This window comes from Phycobacter azelaicus, assembly GCF_014884385.1.
GTDB lineage: Bacteria > Pseudomonadota > Alphaproteobacteria > Rhodobacterales > Rhodobacteraceae > Phycobacter > Phycobacter azelaicus.
In genome coordinates this window covers 1,212,058-1,226,888 of record NZ_WKFH01000003.1, presented here as the reverse complement: position 1 = coordinate 1,226,888, position 14,831 = coordinate 1,212,058, and the positions used below count along the sequence as shown (strand labels likewise).

15 protein-coding genes and 1 tRNA gene are annotated in these 14,831 nt (G+C 60.2%); 7 read left to right on the top strand and 9 right to left on the bottom strand.

All coding sequences use genetic code 11. The features are described from left to right. The first annotated feature begins 133 nt into the window (after positions 1 to 133). Together ahcY and INS80_RS06865 are read left to right on the top strand one after the other, a co-directional pair. On the top strand, positions 134 to 1,522 hold the full coding sequence (ahcY, locus tag INS80_RS06870; RefSeq protein ID WP_192964815.1) for an adenosylhomocysteinase: 1,389 nt from the start codon (positions 134 to 136) through the stop codon (positions 1,520 to 1,522). A gap of 93 nt (positions 1,523 to 1,615) precedes the next feature. Then, on the top strand, positions 1,616 to 2,416 hold the full coding sequence (locus INS80_RS06865; RefSeq protein ID WP_192964920.1) for a transporter: 801 nt from the start codon (positions 1,616 to 1,618) through the stop codon (positions 2,414 to 2,416). 398 nt (positions 2,417 to 2,814) lie between these two features. Here the strand turns inward: INS80_RS06865 and INS80_RS06860 are convergent, their stop codons facing one another. From INS80_RS06860 to tsaD, 4 genes are read right to left on the bottom strand one after another with little or no spacing between them, the layout of a single operon-like run. Further along, the gene (locus INS80_RS06860; RefSeq protein ID WP_192964919.1) at positions 2,815 to 3,237 is read right to left on the bottom strand and encodes an EVE domain-containing protein; all 423 of its coding nucleotides are present in this window, start codon (positions 3,235 to 3,237) and stop codon (positions 2,815 to 2,817) included. Further along, positions 3,237 to 3,509, bottom strand: a complete 273-nt coding sequence (locus INS80_RS06855) for a YciI family protein (RefSeq protein ID WP_192964918.1) — start codon at positions 3,507 to 3,509, stop codon at positions 3,237 to 3,239. The genes INS80_RS06860 and INS80_RS06855 overlap by 1 nt, the downstream gene beginning before the upstream one ends. 1 nt (position 3,510) lies before the next feature. Then, positions 3,511 to 4,473, bottom strand: coding sequence for an NAD(P)H-dependent glycerol-3-phosphate dehydrogenase (locus INS80_RS06850; RefSeq protein WP_192964917.1), 963 nt, complete (start codon positions 4,471 to 4,473; stop codon positions 3,511 to 3,513). After that, positions 4,470 to 5,567: a tRNA (adenosine(37)-N6)-threonylcarbamoyltransferase complex transferase subunit TsaD gene (gene tsaD / locus INS80_RS06845; protein WP_192964916.1), complete on the bottom strand. Its 1,098-nt coding sequence runs from the start codon at positions 5,565 to 5,567 to the stop codon at positions 4,470 to 4,472. Before tsaD ends, INS80_RS06850 begins: the two co-directional genes overlap by 4 nt. Positions 5,568 to 5,640: 73 nt before the next feature. Between tsaD and INS80_RS06840 the strand changes: the two genes are divergently transcribed. The 3 genes from INS80_RS06840 to INS80_RS06830 all read left to right on the top strand — a co-directional run bounded on the left by INS80_RS06840 (position 5,641) and on the right by INS80_RS06830 (position 9,268). After that, positions 5,641 to 6,390, top strand: coding sequence for a uroporphyrinogen-III synthase (locus tag INS80_RS06840; RefSeq protein WP_369411377.1), 750 nt, complete (start codon positions 5,641 to 5,643; stop codon positions 6,388 to 6,390). A 78-nt stretch (positions 6,391 to 6,468) separates the two neighbouring features. Next, on the top strand, positions 6,469 to 7,722 hold the full coding sequence (locus tag INS80_RS06835) for a COG4223 family protein (protein ID WP_369411376.1): 1,254 nt from the start codon (positions 6,469 to 6,471) through the stop codon (positions 7,720 to 7,722). Positions 7,723 to 7,732: 10 nt separating this feature from the next. Next, positions 7,733 to 9,268 (top strand): heme biosynthesis protein HemY, encoded by a 1,536-nt coding sequence (locus tag INS80_RS06830; RefSeq protein WP_192964915.1) that lies wholly within the window; start codon positions 7,733 to 7,735, stop codon positions 9,266 to 9,268. A 126-nt stretch (positions 9,269 to 9,394) separates the two neighbouring features. Here INS80_RS06830 and INS80_RS06825 read toward each other — a convergent pair. Further along, a tRNA-Arg gene (locus INS80_RS06825) sits at positions 9,395 to 9,471 on the bottom strand. 157 nt (positions 9,472 to 9,628) lie between these two features. On the opposite strand from INS80_RS06825, the gene INS80_RS06820 reads away from it, so the two are divergent. Together INS80_RS06820 and INS80_RS06815 are read left to right on the top strand one after the other, a co-directional pair. Then, a complete protein-coding gene (locus tag INS80_RS06820; RefSeq protein ID WP_192964914.1) occupies positions 9,629 to 10,654 on the top strand; it encodes a LacI family DNA-binding transcriptional regulator in 1,026 nt (341 codons plus the stop codon). Continuing rightward, positions 10,655 to 11,869: a winged helix-turn-helix domain-containing protein gene (locus INS80_RS06815; protein WP_192964913.1), complete on the top strand. Its 1,215-nt coding sequence runs from the start codon at positions 10,655 to 10,657 to the stop codon at positions 11,867 to 11,869. On the opposite strand, the gene INS80_RS06810 is transcribed toward INS80_RS06815, so the two are convergent. The 4 genes from INS80_RS06810 to INS80_RS06795 form a co-directional block, all read right to left on the bottom strand. Then, complete coding sequence (locus INS80_RS06810; RefSeq protein ID WP_192964912.1) at positions 11,864 to 12,793, bottom strand: helix-turn-helix transcriptional regulator; 930 nt, start codon at positions 12,791 to 12,793, stop codon at positions 11,864 to 11,866. The genes INS80_RS06815 and INS80_RS06810 overlap by 6 nt on opposite strands. A gap of 132 nt (positions 12,794 to 12,925) precedes the next feature. Further along, positions 12,926 to 13,384: an acyl-CoA thioesterase gene (locus tag INS80_RS06805; protein ID WP_192964911.1), complete on the bottom strand. Its 459-nt coding sequence runs from the start codon at positions 13,382 to 13,384 to the stop codon at positions 12,926 to 12,928. Between the two features lie 19 nt (positions 13,385 to 13,403). After that, positions 13,404 to 14,609: a benzoyl-CoA 2,3-epoxidase subunit BoxA gene (boxA, locus tag INS80_RS06800; RefSeq protein WP_192964910.1), complete on the bottom strand. Its 1,206-nt coding sequence runs from the start codon at positions 14,607 to 14,609 to the stop codon at positions 13,404 to 13,406. Further along, positions 14,610 to 14,783: a hypothetical protein gene (locus tag INS80_RS06795; RefSeq protein ID WP_192964909.1), complete on the bottom strand. Its 174-nt coding sequence runs from the start codon at positions 14,781 to 14,783 to the stop codon at positions 14,610 to 14,612. Positions 14,784 to 14,831: the final 48 nt, after the last annotated feature.

Below are 14,831 nucleotides of genomic sequence, written 5' to 3'. Positions count from 1 at the left end.
AAACCCTCAATCGGCCAGCGTCCCCCCTTTGGTCGCTGGCCTTGTTTGTTCCGGTATCCATCTTCGTTGCTTGTAAAGGATTGTGGTGTTAGCAGCTTTGGCAAGTTGTGTTTACCCAGAATGGAGTTTGCCAATGGGCGCGGACTATATCGTGAAAGACATCTCGCTGGCCGGGTTTGGTCGCAAGGAACTGGACATCGCCGAGACCGAGATGCCAGGGCTGATGGCTCTGCGCGAGGAATATGGGGACGCCAAACCCCTGAAGGGCGCGCGCATTGTCGGCTCGCTGCATATGACCATCCAGACCGCGGTTCTGATCGAGACGCTGGTGGCGCTGGGCGCCGATGTGCGCTGGGCTTCCTGCAACATCTTCTCGACCCAGGATCACGCGGCGGCGGCCATCGCCGAGGCGGGCATCCCGGTCTTTGCCATCAAGGGCCAGACCCTTGAGGAGCACTGGGATTACCTCGACAAGAGCTTCATGTTCCCCGAGGGCGCCAACATGATCCTCGACGATGGCGGCGATGCGACGCTCTATGTCCTCTTGGGCGCTCGCGCCGAGGCCGGGGAAGACATCCTCCCGGTGCCACAATCCGAGGAAGAAGAGGTCATCAAGGCGCAGATCAAAAAGCGGATGGCGGCCTCGCCCGGCTGGTTCACCAAGACCCGCGATGCGATCAAGGGCGTCTCCGAAGAGACCACGACGGGCGTCAACCGGCTCTATCAGCTGGTCAAGGACGGCCAGCTGCCCTTTCCGGCGATCAACGTCAACGACTCGGTGACCAAGTCGAAGTTCGACAACAAATACGGCTGCAAGGAATCGCTGGTCGACGGCATCCGCCGCGCCACCGACGTGATGATGGCGGGCAAGGTCGCGGTGGTCTGCGGCTATGGCGACGTGGGCAAGGGCTCGGCCGCCTCGCTGGCGGGTGCGGGCGCGCGGGTCAAGGTGACCGAAGCCGACCCGATCTGCGCTTTGCAGGCGGCGATGGACGGCTTTGAGGTTGTGCTGCTCGAGGATGTGGTGGGGCAAGCCGACATCTTTATCACCACCACCGGCAACAAGGACGTGATCCGCATCGAGCACATGCGCGAGATGAAGGACATGGCCATCGTCGGCAACATCGGCCATTTCGACAACGAGATCCAAGTGGCGAGCCTCAAGAACCACAAGTGGACCAATATCAAGGAACAGGTGGACATGATCGAGATGCCCTCGGGCAACCGTCTGATCCTTTTGTCCGAGGGGCGTCTTCTGAACCTCGGCAATGCGACGGGGCATCCGTCCTTCGTGATGTCGGCCTCCTTCACCAACCAGGTTCTGGCCCAGATCGAGCTGTGGACCCGCGGTGAAAACTACAAGAACGAGGTCTACATCCTGCCCAAGCATCTGGATGAAAAGGTCGCGCGCCTGCACCTGGGCCGGATCGGTGTGAAGCTGACCCAGCTCAGCGCGGAACAGGCCGCCTACATCGGCGTCAGCCCCGAGGGCCCCTTCAAGCCGGAACACTACAGATACTGAGCAACACATCGCCAAAATCCAAACGACAAAGCCCCCGCACAAATTCGCGGGGGCTTTTGCATGATATGATTTGCTACATAATTTGGAGCCGTCATGTTCTCTCTCAGATTTTCCCGTTTCGCCCTTTTGGTTTTCTCCATACTCGTCGGTGTATCCGGCAGCGTCCAAGCCTCTGACGAAGACACGCTTGCAAAGCAGCTGGCAAATCCAGTGGCTGACCTGATCAGCGTCCCGTTTCAGTTCAACTATGATCGCGGGATTGGTGCGGGGGGTGAAGGCTCTCGTGTGACCGTGAACGTTCAGCCTGTCATTCCATTTTCGCTGAATGACAACTGGAACCTGATTTCGCGCACGATCGTGCCCCTGACCACACAAAACGATGTGGTTCCGGGATCAAGGCAAACGGGCGTCGGTGACATAGTGCAGAGCATTTTCTTTTCGCCCAAGGCTCCGACGGCGGGTGGATTGATCTGGGGGGTAGGGCCCGTGTTTTTGCTGCCAACGGCAACTGACAACGCTCTGGGCGCGAATACTTTTGCTGCTGGTCCCACGGCTGTGGCTTTGTGGCAAAAAAACGGTTGGACCTATGGTGGCCTCATCAATCACCTGTGGGATGTGGATGGCCCAATGGATGTCAGCGCCACATTCTACCAGCCCTTCGTGGCGCGAGCGCTCGGCAACGGGCAGACCCTGACGCTGCAGGTTGAAGGCACCCATGACTGGGTGCGGGACACAGATTCGATTCCCGTTTCTCTGATCTACAGCAAGGTCACGACCTTTGGAAAACAGCCGGTAAGCTTGGCAGGAGGGATCCGCTACTACGTCGATTCCGCACCAGGGGGGCCATCCGGTTGGGCCGCGCGCATTGCTTTGATATACTTGTTCCCAAAATAGGTGTTTGTTTGGAACGGGCGGATTGCTGGGTGCGAGTTCTTTGACCAGGCCTTGCTTGATCGGGGATCCGGTGTTCAGTGATGCCTTAGAATAGGACGTCAAACATACTCAGAATGCATGTTGCATTTTAGGGGTATTGTCCGGGCTATTAGATTGCACGAACGGGTGCTTTAAGGCTATCAATAAGACAACCCGCCAGGAAGGCAGGAACCGAATTTCTCATACGCGTGTGGTGGATATGGAGCACGCGGGGTGAAGGGAAGGTCCTGCTTTCACAGGGCCTTCCCTTTTTCGGTTTTAAAGCATCCTATACGTGCAAAGCGATTTTTTGATTTGCGGCGTCTTGTATCCAGAACCAGCGATATCAGAGTTCGGCAACCCAGCGTTATGCTGTGAGGTCAATCCGGATCTGTGTCACCCAAAGCGCAGACGACCCGCCATTCATTCTCTGTCACAGGTTGCACCGAAAGGCGCGAACTTTTGACAAGTGCCATATCGGACAGTCGCGGGTCAGATTTGATTTGCGCCAGCGAAACGGGTTTTACGAAAGAGCGTACCGCGCGGATATCGACGCAGTCCCAGCGGTCATCATCGGTGGTGCTGTCAGGGTGAGCCTCTGCGCAGACTTCCACGATGCCGACCACCGATTTCTCCTTCTGAGAATGATAGAAGAAGCCGCGGTCACCGATCTGCATCTGCCGCATGAAATTGCGCGCCTGGTAATTGCGCACGCCGTCCCATTCCTCGCCCGCGTCACCCTTGGCTTGCTGATCCTGCCAGCTCCAGGTCGAGGGTTCGGATTTGAACAGCCAATAGCCCATCAGCCGATAACCTTTTTCCAGGTGATCAGCTCTACCGCCTCAAAGAGACCCGCCTTGTTGTATGGGTCGCCCGCTGCCCAGGCTTCGCCCGCCGCCATGTCCTCGACATCAAGGATGATAAGCGATCCGACCATTTCGCCGTTCTGATCCAGCAAAGGTCCGGCCTGAGCGACCGATCCGGTCTCTTCGATATAGGCCAGATGCGCGGCGCGATTCGCCATCCGGGTATCCAAATGGCCGGGTTTATCGCGTGCAATCAATGCTATAAGCATTTTATTCCTCTTTTAATGGTCGTGACAGCAGTTGAGCGGTTGCATCTTGAATCGTCAAGTCGCCATTGATCAAAGCCACAACTGTCCGCGTGATCGGCATATCCAGACCCATTCCTGAGGCCTTTTCTGCTGTCGCGCGAGCGGTGGCGGCACCTTCGACGGTGATACTGGGGTCAAAGGAATCGCCTCGGCCAATCGCCAGCCCAAGCTGGTAGTTGCGCGACAGATCGGAGCTACAGGTGAGGGTCAGATCGCCAAAGCCAGACAGTCCCGCAAGGGTTTCTGCGCGGGCACCGCAGGCCAACGCCATGCGCTGCATCTCGGCATACCCGCGGGTCATCAGCGCCGCGCGCGCGCTTTCGCCAAGACCGGCGCCAACCACCGCGCCGCAGGCAATGGCGATCACATTCTTCAAGGCCCCGCCCAGTTCTGCGCCGACGGTATCGGTGGTGCGGTAAAGCCTCAGGTTCGCGGTGGTCAGCTCTTTTTGCAAAGCCTCCCCCAAATCGGGGTCCTCGCAGGCCAGTGTCAGCGCTGTGGGAAGTCCGCGTGCGATATCAGCGGCAAAGCTGGGACCGGTTAGAAGCGCGGGATATGCATCGGGCAGGCACTCGCGAATGACTGCGACCGGGCCAAGGCCCGTACTCAGCTCGATTCCCTTGCAGCAGGCCACAAGGGTTTTTCCGCCAAGAAGATTGGTGTTCTCCAAAAGCAGCTCGCGCAGTTTCTGCATTGGCACGGCCAGCAGGATCGTTCCGCTTTGGCACGCTTCATTCAGATCGGAGGTTACGCTCAGGTTTTCTGGAAGATCGACACCGGGCAGACGGGCTTCGTTGCGGCCATTCTGTGCCATCTGATCCGCATGGGCCTTGCTGCGCGCCCATAGGTTGACTGGCCCGTTCCCGGCCAAAGAGATTGCAAGGGCAGTGCCAAACGCACCGGCGCCCAGGACGGAAACGCTCATGCCTTGGCCCCTTTCTTGCCCGAGCCGATCAGGGCGGGGCTCGTCTGGTCCAGAGGCCAGCGAGGACGTGCGGACAGATCCAGACCGTCGCGGGCGCCGGATCTGTAACGCTCAAGCCCGGCATAGGCGATCATCGCGGCGTTATCGGTGCACAGGCGCAGGGGCGGCGCGGTAAAGGCGGCGCCTGCCTCGGCGCAGACCTGCTGCAGGGCGGCGCGAATGGCGGTATTGGCGGCGACACCACCGGCAACGGCAACGGTCGGAGTCGCCGGGTTCTCTTGCATGTACAGTGCGAGGGCGCGGCGGGTTTTCTCGGCCAGGGTGTCAACCACGGCTGCCTGAAAACCGGCGCAAAGATCCGCGCGGTCCTGCCGGGTCAGCCCGCCTTTCTCCGCGACGATCTGGTCGCGCATCCGCATAAGTGCGGTTTTGAGGCCTGAAAAGGACAGGTTGCAGTCGGGGCGATCCAAAAGCGGGCGCGGAAAGCGGAAGCGTTTGGGATCACCTGTTTCCGCCTCGGCCTGAACCGAAGGGCCGCCGGGCTGCGGAAGACCCAAAAGGCGCGCAGTCTTGTCAAAGGCTTCGCCGGGGGCATCGTCGATGGTGCCGCCAAGGCGGGTGAATTCCTCAGGTCCACGCACGATCAGATACTGGCAGTGTCCGCCGGACACCAACAGCATCAGGTAGGGAAAGGGAATGTCATCGGTCAACCGTGGCGTCAGCGCATGGCCCGCAAGGTGGTTCACGCCAATGAGGGGCAGGCCGGTGGCGGCAGAAATCCCCTTTGCGCACATCACGCCGGACATCACGCCACCAATCAGACCGGGGCCAGCGGTGACCGCGATGGCGTCCATATCCTTGAGGGTCAGGCCAGCCTCCTTCAGCGCCTCGATTACACAGATATCCAGCTTTTCTGCGTGGGCGCGGGCGGCGATCTCGGGCACCACGCCACCATAGGCGCTGTGCAGCTCGGTCTGGCCGAATACGACGGATGACAGAACCTCGACCGGGGCACCATCAGTTTGGCGCACCACCGCGGCCGCGGTATCGTCGCAGCTGCTTTCTAGGCCAAGGATCGTCAGGCTGTCAGTCATCGCGCTATCATTGCATCAGGTCAGCGCCGCAGCTACCACCTATGACAGTGGCAAACAATCCCGGGAGCGTGATGTGAGCGATCCGACAAGCCAAAAGGCCGTGGGCCTGTTGATGACACGACCGTTGTCGTCGGCGCAGCGCTTTGTTGCGGATTTGCCGGAGCAGGCAAGGTCATCGGTCGATGTGATCTACGCACCACTGATGGAAATCCGCTCTGTTCCTGGCGAGGTTGACGCCGCAGATGTTAAGGCTCTGATATTTTCTTCAGCAAACGGAGTGGATGCTGCGATTGGCCGGGTCACGCTGCATCTGCCTGCCTATTGCGTTGGCGAACGCACGACCCAAAAAGCTCTTGAAGCTGGTTGGGAGGCCAGATGCATGGGCAAAACCGCCGATGACTTGGTGGAGGCGCTGAAGAATATGTCGCCGCCCGTCCCGATTTTGCATCTCCACGGGCGCAATACACGCGGAGAAGTGGCCGAGCGTCTATCGGCGGCGGGGCTGCCCTGCCGGGGGCAGACGATTTATGATCAACGTCTCTTGCCGCTTGGCAAAGCTGCAACGCGCGCAATAAGCTCGCATCACGCCGTGATTGTGCCGGTTTTTTCGCCCCGGACAGCGCAGCATTTCGCCGATATATGTCCGGATGCGTCGAATTTGCATTTGATTGCGTTAAGTCATGCTGTGGCGAAGCCCTTGAAAGCCTTGAATTGCAGGGACTTGCAGGTATGTAGCAAGCCGGATGCCATTGCCATGGCCGCGATGGTCCGTGATGCCGCAGCCTGTCTTGCGCGGGTTGAGGACTGGCCGCGTGGGCAGTAGTGTCGCCTAGGGTTAGACCATTTGCGCAGACAGAGTCGTGCGCGCTTTTGGATCGGTGGAATCGAGTGGGAGGCCGACGTGGCTGATAAGAAAACTCCGAATGATGTAACCGACGCAGAGATCGTCGACGCCACGCCTTCTGAGGATGCCAAATCAGACGCGCCTGAAACGGTTGACATAGCCGAGGAAACCCAGGTTCAGGCTTCCGAAGCCGAAGCCGAAGCCGAAGCCGAAGCCGAAGCCGAAAAATCTGAAGAGGCTACGTCAGAGGCTGACGCAGAGACCAAACCAGCCGAACAGCCAGAACCGGAGAAGGTGGTCGAGCGGGTCGTGGAAAAACGTGGCGGGTTCGGAGCGGCCCTGTTGGGTGGTGCTGTGGCAGCCGTGGTGGGTTTTGTGCTGGGGCAGGGTGGTCTGTTGCACTCTGTTCTGCCTTCCGGTCTGCAGTCTCCGACTGTTGACGTGGCCGCGATCGAGGCAGAGCAATCCGCCCTGCGCTCAGATCTGAACGCGTTGCAATCCGAAGTCTCGGATCTAACGTTGCCGGACCTGGCGCCTTTAAATGCGCGGCTAGACGCGCTTGATGGAACGCTGTCCGACCTGACCGCCGCATCTGCGCAGGGTGCTCCGCAAAGCGAAGCGCTTGAGGCGCAGCTTGCTGCGATCACCGAACGACTGACCGCGCTTGAACAGCGTCCGGTGGCGGATGCCGGATCCCCTGAAGCCATTGCTGCCGTCGATGCTCAGTTGAAGATGCTACAGGACAGCTTGGCCGCGCAGCGGGCCGAGGTCGAAGACATGATGGCCGAAGCGCGCCAGATGGATGCCGCCAGCGCCGAAGCCGCCCGTATCGCCAGCGCCCAGACCGTGCTGGCCCGCATGCGCTCGGCTCTGGACAGCGGCAGTGGGTATTCCGCGTTGATCGATGAACTTAAGGCTCTTGATGTCACCGCGCCCGATGCTTTGACCGCACCCGCGGATTCGGGTGTTGCGACGCTTGCGGCCTTGCGAGACTCATTTGCTCCCGCGGCCCGCGAGGCTCTTGCCGCAGCGCGCGAAGAGACGAAAGGCACCGGCAACGTGATGGACTACATCAAGCGACATCTCGGTGCCCGTTCGGTTGCGCCGCGTGACGGGGACGACCCGGATGCCATTCTGTCCCGTGCGGGCGCAGCGGTGGATGCGGGAAAGATCTCTGACGCGCTGGGAGAGCTTGAGGCCTTGCCCGAAACGGCAGGTGCCGCCCTGTCTGAATGGGAGGCCGCCGCCCGCGCTCGTGTCGCTGCCTTCTCTGCCGCAGATGAACTGTCCCAAAGCCTGAACGCGAAATAAGGACCCTGCCATGCTCTGGTCATTGCTGAAAATCCTCGTCTTTGTTGCAATCGTCGCGCTTCTGGCCTTGGGTGCCGGGATCCTGATGGAAACCGCAGGCGGGGTGCAGATCACCGTTGCTGGCACCGAATATACGCTTGGCGCGTTGCAATCGGTGATGGCTCTGACCGTGCTGGTGCTTGTGGTCTGGCTGTTCTTCAAGCTGCTGTCGCTGCTGATTGCCACGCTCAAGTTCCTGAACGGGGATGAAACCGCCCTGTCGCGTTACTTCGACAAGGGGCGCGAGGCGAAGGGGTATCAGGCGCTGTCGGACGGGATGATGGCGCTGGCCTCGGGCGAGGGGCGTCTGGCGCTGGCCAAGGCATCGCGCGCGGCGCGCTACCTCGACAAGCCTGAGCTGACCGATCTTCTGACCGCGCAAGCTGCCGAAATGGCAGGCGACACCAAGAAAGCCGCCGAAGCCTACAAACGCCTTCTGGGCAATCAGAACACGCGCTTTGTCGGGGTGCGTGGTATCATGAAACAGAAACTGTCGGACGGAGATACCGATACGGCCCGCCAACTGGCCGAAAAGGCGCTTGCCCTGCGCCCCAAGCATGAAGAGGTGCAGGATACGCTGTTGCAATTGCAAGCCCGCGCCGAGGATTGGGCGGGTGCTCGCAAGACGCTTGCAACAAAACTCAAGACCGGCACCTTGCCACGTGATGTTTTCAAACGCCGTGATGCGGTGCTGGCGCTCTCTGCCTCGAAAGGCGTGATCGAAGAGGGCGCGACGGTGGAGCAGCAGGAACAGGCCATCGAGGCCAACCGCCTGTCGCCCGATCTGGTGCCCGCCGCTGCCATGGCTGCCCGTGCCTATATCGCCAAGGGTAAAACCCGCAACGCAGTACGCGTTCTGAAGAAGGCCTGGGAGGCGCAGCCGCATCCCGATCTGGCGCACGCTTTTGCTGAGGTTGCCCCGGAAGAAAGTGCTGCGGAGCGCGTGAAACGCTTTGGCCAGCTGTCGCGTCTGAAACCTCACGACGACGAAACACGCCTGGTGATGGCCGAACTCAACATCGTGGCCGAGGATTTTCCAGAGGCGCGCCGCGCCCTGGGTGATCTGGCCGAACGTGCCCCAGATGCGCGGGCGCTGACGTTGATGGCCGCGATCGAGCGGGGTGAGGGTGCGTCTGATGCTGTTGTGCAGGGTTGGTTGACCCGCGCCCTTGGCGCGCCGCGCGGCCCGCAGTGGGTCTGTGACAAATGCAACCATATCCATAGCGAATGGGTGCCGGTCTGCGAGAACTGCACCAGTTTCGACACCCTCAGCTGGCGGCGCCCTGAAACCCCTGAAATTGCGAGCGCGACGGGTGCACACATGCTGCCGCTCTTGCGCAGTACACCAGTTGCAGAGCGCGAGGACGCGGATGAGGCTGAGCTCGTTGAGGCGGAACCTGCTTCGTCAGATGCTGAAGCAAATGGCGCATCTTCTGATACTGAGGATGGATCTGACAGCGGATCACATATTGAGGACAGCGCCGATAACGATAAGCCCGGAAAATAGGCTTCACATCTGCTTGCACAGTCGGCAGGCAATTTGCCTGCTGAGCTGACCCGGAGTTTTGTTTCCAGCCGTGCAGCTACGCAGATGTGGCGCTATCTGTCATGTCTTGAACTTGAAGAGAGGCCCTGGCGACCCCGGCAGGATTCGAACCTGCAACCTGCCCCTTAGGAGGGGGCTGCTCTATCCAGTTGAGCCACGGGGCCGCGCGCATTTACGCGATAGCAAATCGTCTCTGTCATCACAATGGGGCGCGCTCAGCTGCTGAGCGTTTTAGAGGCGTTGAGCGATTGCAGTTCCCATTGTGTATTCTGCGGCGTCTGCGCTAACATCAGACGATCAAATTCAAAGAGGCCGACGCCCGTGACAACCGACAACAAGCGCCCGCTTACCCTTCGTGACGTCTCAGAAGCCACAGGTGTGTCCGAAATGACAGTCAGCCGGGTTCTTCGCAATCGTGGGGATGTGTCGGAAAAGACCCGCACCAAGGTCCTGACCGCGGCAAAGGAGCTGGGCTATGTGCCCAACAAGATCGCCGGGGCGCTTGCCTCCAAAAGGGTGAACCTGGTTGCGGTTATCATCCCGTCGCTGTCGAACATGGTATTCCCTGAAGTGCTGACTGGCATCAACAAGGTTCTTGAGAACACAGAGTTGCAGCCGGTTGTCGGTGTCACCGACTATCAGCCGGAAAAAGAGGAAAAGGTTCTTTACGAGATGCTCTCCTGGCGTCCCTCTGGGGTGATCATTGCCGGGCTGGAACATACGGAAGCGGCGCGAGCGATGCTTAATGCTGCAGGGATCCCGGTGGTCGAGATCATGGATACGGACGGCAAACCGGTGGATGGTATGGTCGGTATCTCTCACCGCCGTGCGGGCCGGGAGATGGCCAAGGCGATCTTGAAAGCGGGTTATCGTCACATTGGCTTTATGGGCACCAAGATGCCGCTGGATCACCGTGCGCGCAAACGGTTTGAAGGTTTTACCGAGGCACTGGCCAAGGAAGGTGTCGAGATCGAGGATCGCGCCTTTTATTCCGGCGGCTCGGCGCTCGCCAAGGGTCGCGAGATGACGGCAGAGATGCTGGAGCGTTCCCCGGAACTGGATTTCCTCTACTATTCCAATGACATGATCGGTGCGGGTGGTCTGTTGTACTTGTTGGAACAGGGGATCGACGTGCCGGGTCAGATCGGTCTGGCGGGGTTCAACGGCGTGGAATTGTTGCAGGGTCTGCCGCGCAAGTTGGCCACCATGGATGCCTGCCGTCAGGAAATCGGGCGCAAGGCGGCCGAGATGATTGCGGCCCAGCTTGAAGATCCCGAGGCCGAGGTTGAGCGCCATGTGACCCTCACTCCGACGATCACCTATGGTGATACGCTGAAGCGGCGCTGATTGGTGCGCGCGCGGCTGGGCAACCGGGCCGCGCGGCGGCTGTTTCTGGATCGTCATGGACTGTTGGAGGCACCGTCAGGTCCTGCAAAAGGCGCGGATCTGTTGGAGCTGATCCGGCGGCTGGGCTTTGTTCAGCTCGACAGCATCAACACTGTGGCGCGTGCCCATGATGTAATCCTCTATTCACGCAGGCCCAGCTATCGACCTGCCCATTTGAAGCAGCTTTATGAAGGCGACCGGGCCCTTTTCGAGCACTGGACGCATGATGCCGCCGTTATCCCCATGGCGTTCTATCCCCATTGGCACCTGCGTTTTCAGCGCGATGCGGACCTTTTGCGAAAACGTTGGCGCAACTGGAGGCGCGACGGGTTTGAAGAGCGGTTCAATGCGGTCCTGGAGCACATCCGCGACCATGGACCGGTAAGCTCTTCTGATGTGGGCAAGGACGAAAAGAAGGGGTCTGGCGGTTGGTGGGACTGGCACCCCTCCAAGACCGCGTTGGAGTACCTCTGGCGGTCGGGCGCACTTACCGTGGTGGGGCGCGAGGGATTTCAGAAACGCTATGATCTGACCGAGCGAGTGATCGAAGAGCAACTGCATCCCGCCGCTTCGAATTGCAATGCAGAAGCTACCGTGGATTGGCTTTGCAATGCGGCGCTGGATCGGCTTGGATTTGCCACCTCGGGCGAGATTGCGGCTTTCTGGGATACCGCCTCGGCGGGGGAGGCGAAGGACTGGGCGACGGGTCAGGTGAACTCGGGCGCCCTGGAAGAGATCGAGATCGAACAAGCAGATGGTGGCTGGCGCAGAGTGCTGTCGCGTCCGGGAACGGTGCAGCAGGCTGCGGAGCTTGGCCCTGCGCCGGGGCGGATGAGGGTGCTGAGCCCGTTTGACCCTGCTTTGCGTGATCGAAAGCGGGCCGAGCGGCTGTTCGGATTTCACTACCGGATTGAAGTCTTCACCCCGGCACCAAAGCGGAAATATGGTTACTACGTCTTTCCCTTGATGGAAGGAGAACGACTGGTTGGCCGTATCGACATGAAGGCGGACCGCAGTGCGGATCGGCTGAATGTCACCGCTGTCTGGCCCGAACGGGGTGTAGCGTGGTCGCCGCGTCGCATCCAGCGGCTTGAGGCGGAACTGGATCGGGTCGCGCGTTTTGTAGGTGTGAGTGAAGTTGTTTTTGCCGATAGTTGGCTGCGTGAGCCGCTATAGGCCGGGCTGGCCAGTAAAACCGCGCTCTTTGATCATCGCGATCAGGCTATCGCAGGACTGCTCGACCGTCTGACCCGAAGTGTCAAGCTGCGCCAGGGCGCGTCCATAAAGCGCTTCGCGGCTGGTCAGGATCGACCGTAGCTGTTCCATCGCCTCGGGGTTTCCAGCCATCGGGCGTTCGTCCCCTTGTGCGCGCACGCGGGCCATGTGCTCATCCGGGCGGGCCTTGACCCAGATGGTGTGAAAATGGGCTAGAACGTTGGCGTAGGTCTCAGGCTCGGCCACGATGCCACCGGCCACTGCCAGGATCAGGCTGTCGTGGGTCGCGATGATGCGATTGATCGCTTGCGCCTCCAGCTGGCGGTAGCCTTCCTGCCCGTAGAGAGCCATCAGTTCGGACACGGGCATGCCCGACTGGCTTTCGATCTCGCTGTTGAGTTCGACAAAGGGAATACCCAGAGTCTGTCCTGCCATGGCGCCAAGGGTAGACTTCCCGGCGCCGCGCAGGCCCACAAGGCAAACCCGGCCCGCACGTTGGGTTTCAGGGGGCTCGGGGGCCAGAAGATTCAGCACCGCTTGCTGCGTTGCACTGGTTGCCCCGCGATAGAGATCTGCAACCCGCAGCGCCTCCGATGTCCAGGGGTCTTCCTCCCCAATAAGCCACTCGATCCGGTGATCCAGCGCCACTGCAACCCGCTGCAAAAGCCCGATGGAGATATTGCCTTCACCCGCTTCAAGCTGGGCGAGATAACGCGGTGACACGCCCGAGCGATCCGACAGCACCCGGCGCGGAATACCTTTGCGTTCACGCGCCTTGCGCACGCGTTCACCAACCCGCGCAATCAGCGTCGGCACCGCATGGTCAATTTCGCCAGCAGTTTGTACCGGGCGTGTCTCGCCCCGGAAGTTGGTGATCTCACTCATTCGATGCCGCTTTGTGAAACATAATGCACAAACCTAAGGCGCTGGCGCATCTGGTTCAAATGAAAACCCGCAAGGTTCGGGCTTATCCATGCATTATCTTGCGGAACCCCGCGTCAGACGCGCAGGCGCCCCTTAGGCAGGACGCAACCGGGGCTCGATCACCGCGCGATAGTCATCTGGCGCGGCCTTTGAGGTGAAATTGGCAGGATCGATAAAGACGCAGGTAAAGGTACCTTCAAAGCACAACACCCCATCCTGACGCGCATCGACCCGGAAGGTGATCGATTTGGTGCCCAGCTTGCACGGCCAGACCTCGCACATCAGACGGTGGCGCGGCGTGACAGGAGAGCGGAAATCGATGCTCATATTGACAAATGGCGTGCCGGTGCCCCGGTCAAGCTCCATCTGGTACCAGCCGTCGCCATCGAGGTTATGCTCCCACCATGCGTCGATTGCTTCCAGCGCAAAGGCAGGCAGTCGGCCCGTATAGGCGATCTTGGCAGGATCGCAGTCCCCCCAGCCGACTCGAATTTCATGAACGAAGATGTCCTGTCCGGCATCGGATCCGGCGGGGGTGGTCTGATCTGTCATCCGGGATTTATCCTGCGGCTCAATAGGTTTCGACGTGATACCGTCCATCAGCGCGCATCGTATCCCGCAATTCTGCCCAGTTCAAACCATTGGCCCTGGCGATGTCGCGCAAGGCTTCCTCGACGCCTTGCTCCATCGCCTTGAGGCCGCAGATGTAGATATGGCCTGCAGGGCTTTTCATCAGATCAGCCACTCGGTCCGCCTCTTCGCGCAGACGATCCTGAACATATTGTTTGGGCGCATCTTCCTGCCGGGAAAAGGCAAAATGCTTTGCCATGAAGTCATCAGGTACCTTCTTGAGCGGGCCAAAGTATGGCAGCTCACCCGGACGGCGGGCACCGAAGACCAGAGTCATCTTGCCGGTCTCATGAGGCGCTTCGCGCAGGCGGCGCATCGTAAAGGCGCGGAACGGGGCCGATCCGGTGCCGGTGCAGATCATCATGATGTCCGCAGTCGGATCCGAGGGCAGCAGGAAGGTGGCGCCGAAGGGACCGGTCACCTGAACTTCGTCGCCCGCGTTCAGATCGCAGACGTAGTTGGAACACAAGCCCTGATCTTCGCGTTTCACGGTGAGCGAGATGTTGTGATAGCCGGGCCGCTCCCCGTCGCGGGGGCTGGAGACAGAATAAAGCCGGGGCAGGTGAGGCTTGCCGTCTGCATCAGTACCCGGGGGGATAATGCCGATGCTTTGCCCTTCAAGCACCGGAAAGGGCAGGCCTGCCGGGTCAAGGATGATGTGGCGCACATCGCTGTCGCTGTCCTTGTCGGTCAGCCGGTAGTTGCCCTGCACCTTGAGCGTGGCAGGCTTGCCGGGGGTGTACATGTTGATGACGGGCTTGCTGGCGCTGGCGGGGGCCACCGCCTTGCCGCCTGCACCGGCGTGGGCATCAGCCAAGAGAGCGGCGACCGCGTCATCCATGGCCTCCACATTGCCTTCGGCCGCATCGCCGCCGGAGATCTCTTCCTGTTCGGGCAGTTCCATCCATTCGAACTGTTCCTCCACCGAATAGGGGGTGTTCACCACCCGCCATTCGTCGATCGAGCCTGTCGGGCAGACCGGGATGCAGTCCATGCAAAAATTGCATTTCTCGGCATCGACGACGACGTTCATGTCGTCATGAATGATGGCCTCCTCCGGGCAGGTCATTTCGCAGGTGTAGCAGCGGATGCAGATCTCGGGATCGATCAGGTGCTGTTTTGAGGGCGCGATTGGGGCGTGGGTCATTCAGCTTCTCGGTGCTTTCTTGAGGATCGCATCGGGGACGGTCAGCGCATCGATCAGTGCGCGGCACATGCCCACGCAATCGGAACAGCCCACGCAGGGCCCTTTGAGGCCGTTGATCTGAACCGACACACGGTCGGCATTTGGCGTTTCAGCTTGGCTGCGGGTGATGTCCATTTCGTGATCCTCCGGTCTGGCTGGGATAAATCCGGCTGGGTAGTGCTC

Bases quoted from the DNA above. Each gene is read 5' to 3' on its own strand.
- INS80_RS06855 (WP_192964918.1), bottom strand. From the start codon at position 3,509: ATGCTTATAGCATTGATTGCACGCGATAAACCCGGCCATTTGGATACC.
- INS80_RS06805 (WP_192964911.1), bottom strand. From the start codon at position 13,384: ATGACAGATCAGACCACCCCCGCCGGATCCGATGCCGGACAGGACATC.
- INS80_RS06810 (WP_192964912.1), bottom strand. From the start codon at position 12,793: ATGAGTGAGATCACCAACTTCCGGGGCGAGACACGCCCGGTACAAACT.
- tsaD (WP_192964916.1), bottom strand. From the start codon at position 5,567: ATGACTGACAGCCTGACGATCCTTGGCCTAGAAAGCAGCTGCGACGAT.
- INS80_RS06830 (WP_192964915.1), top strand. From the start codon at position 7,733: ATGCTCTGGTCATTGCTGAAAATCCTCGTCTTTGTTGCAATCGTCGCG.
- boxA (WP_192964910.1), bottom strand. From the start codon at position 14,609: ATGACCCACGCCCCAATCGCGCCCTCAAAACAGCACCTGATCGATCCC.
- INS80_RS06795 (WP_192964909.1), bottom strand. From the start codon at position 14,783: ATGGACATCACCCGCAGCCAAGCTGAAACGCCAAATGCCGACCGTGTG.
- INS80_RS06850 (WP_192964917.1), bottom strand. From the start codon at position 4,473: ATGAGCGTTTCCGTCCTGGGCGCCGGTGCGTTTGGCACTGCCCTTGCA.
- INS80_RS06860 (WP_192964919.1), bottom strand. From the start codon at position 3,237: ATGGGCTATTGGCTGTTCAAATCCGAACCCTCGACCTGGAGCTGGCAG.
- INS80_RS06865 (WP_192964920.1), top strand. From the start codon at position 1,616: ATGTTCTCTCTCAGATTTTCCCGTTTCGCCCTTTTGGTTTTCTCCATA.
- ahcY (WP_192964815.1), top strand. From the start codon at position 134: ATGGGCGCGGACTATATCGTGAAAGACATCTCGCTGGCCGGGTTTGGT.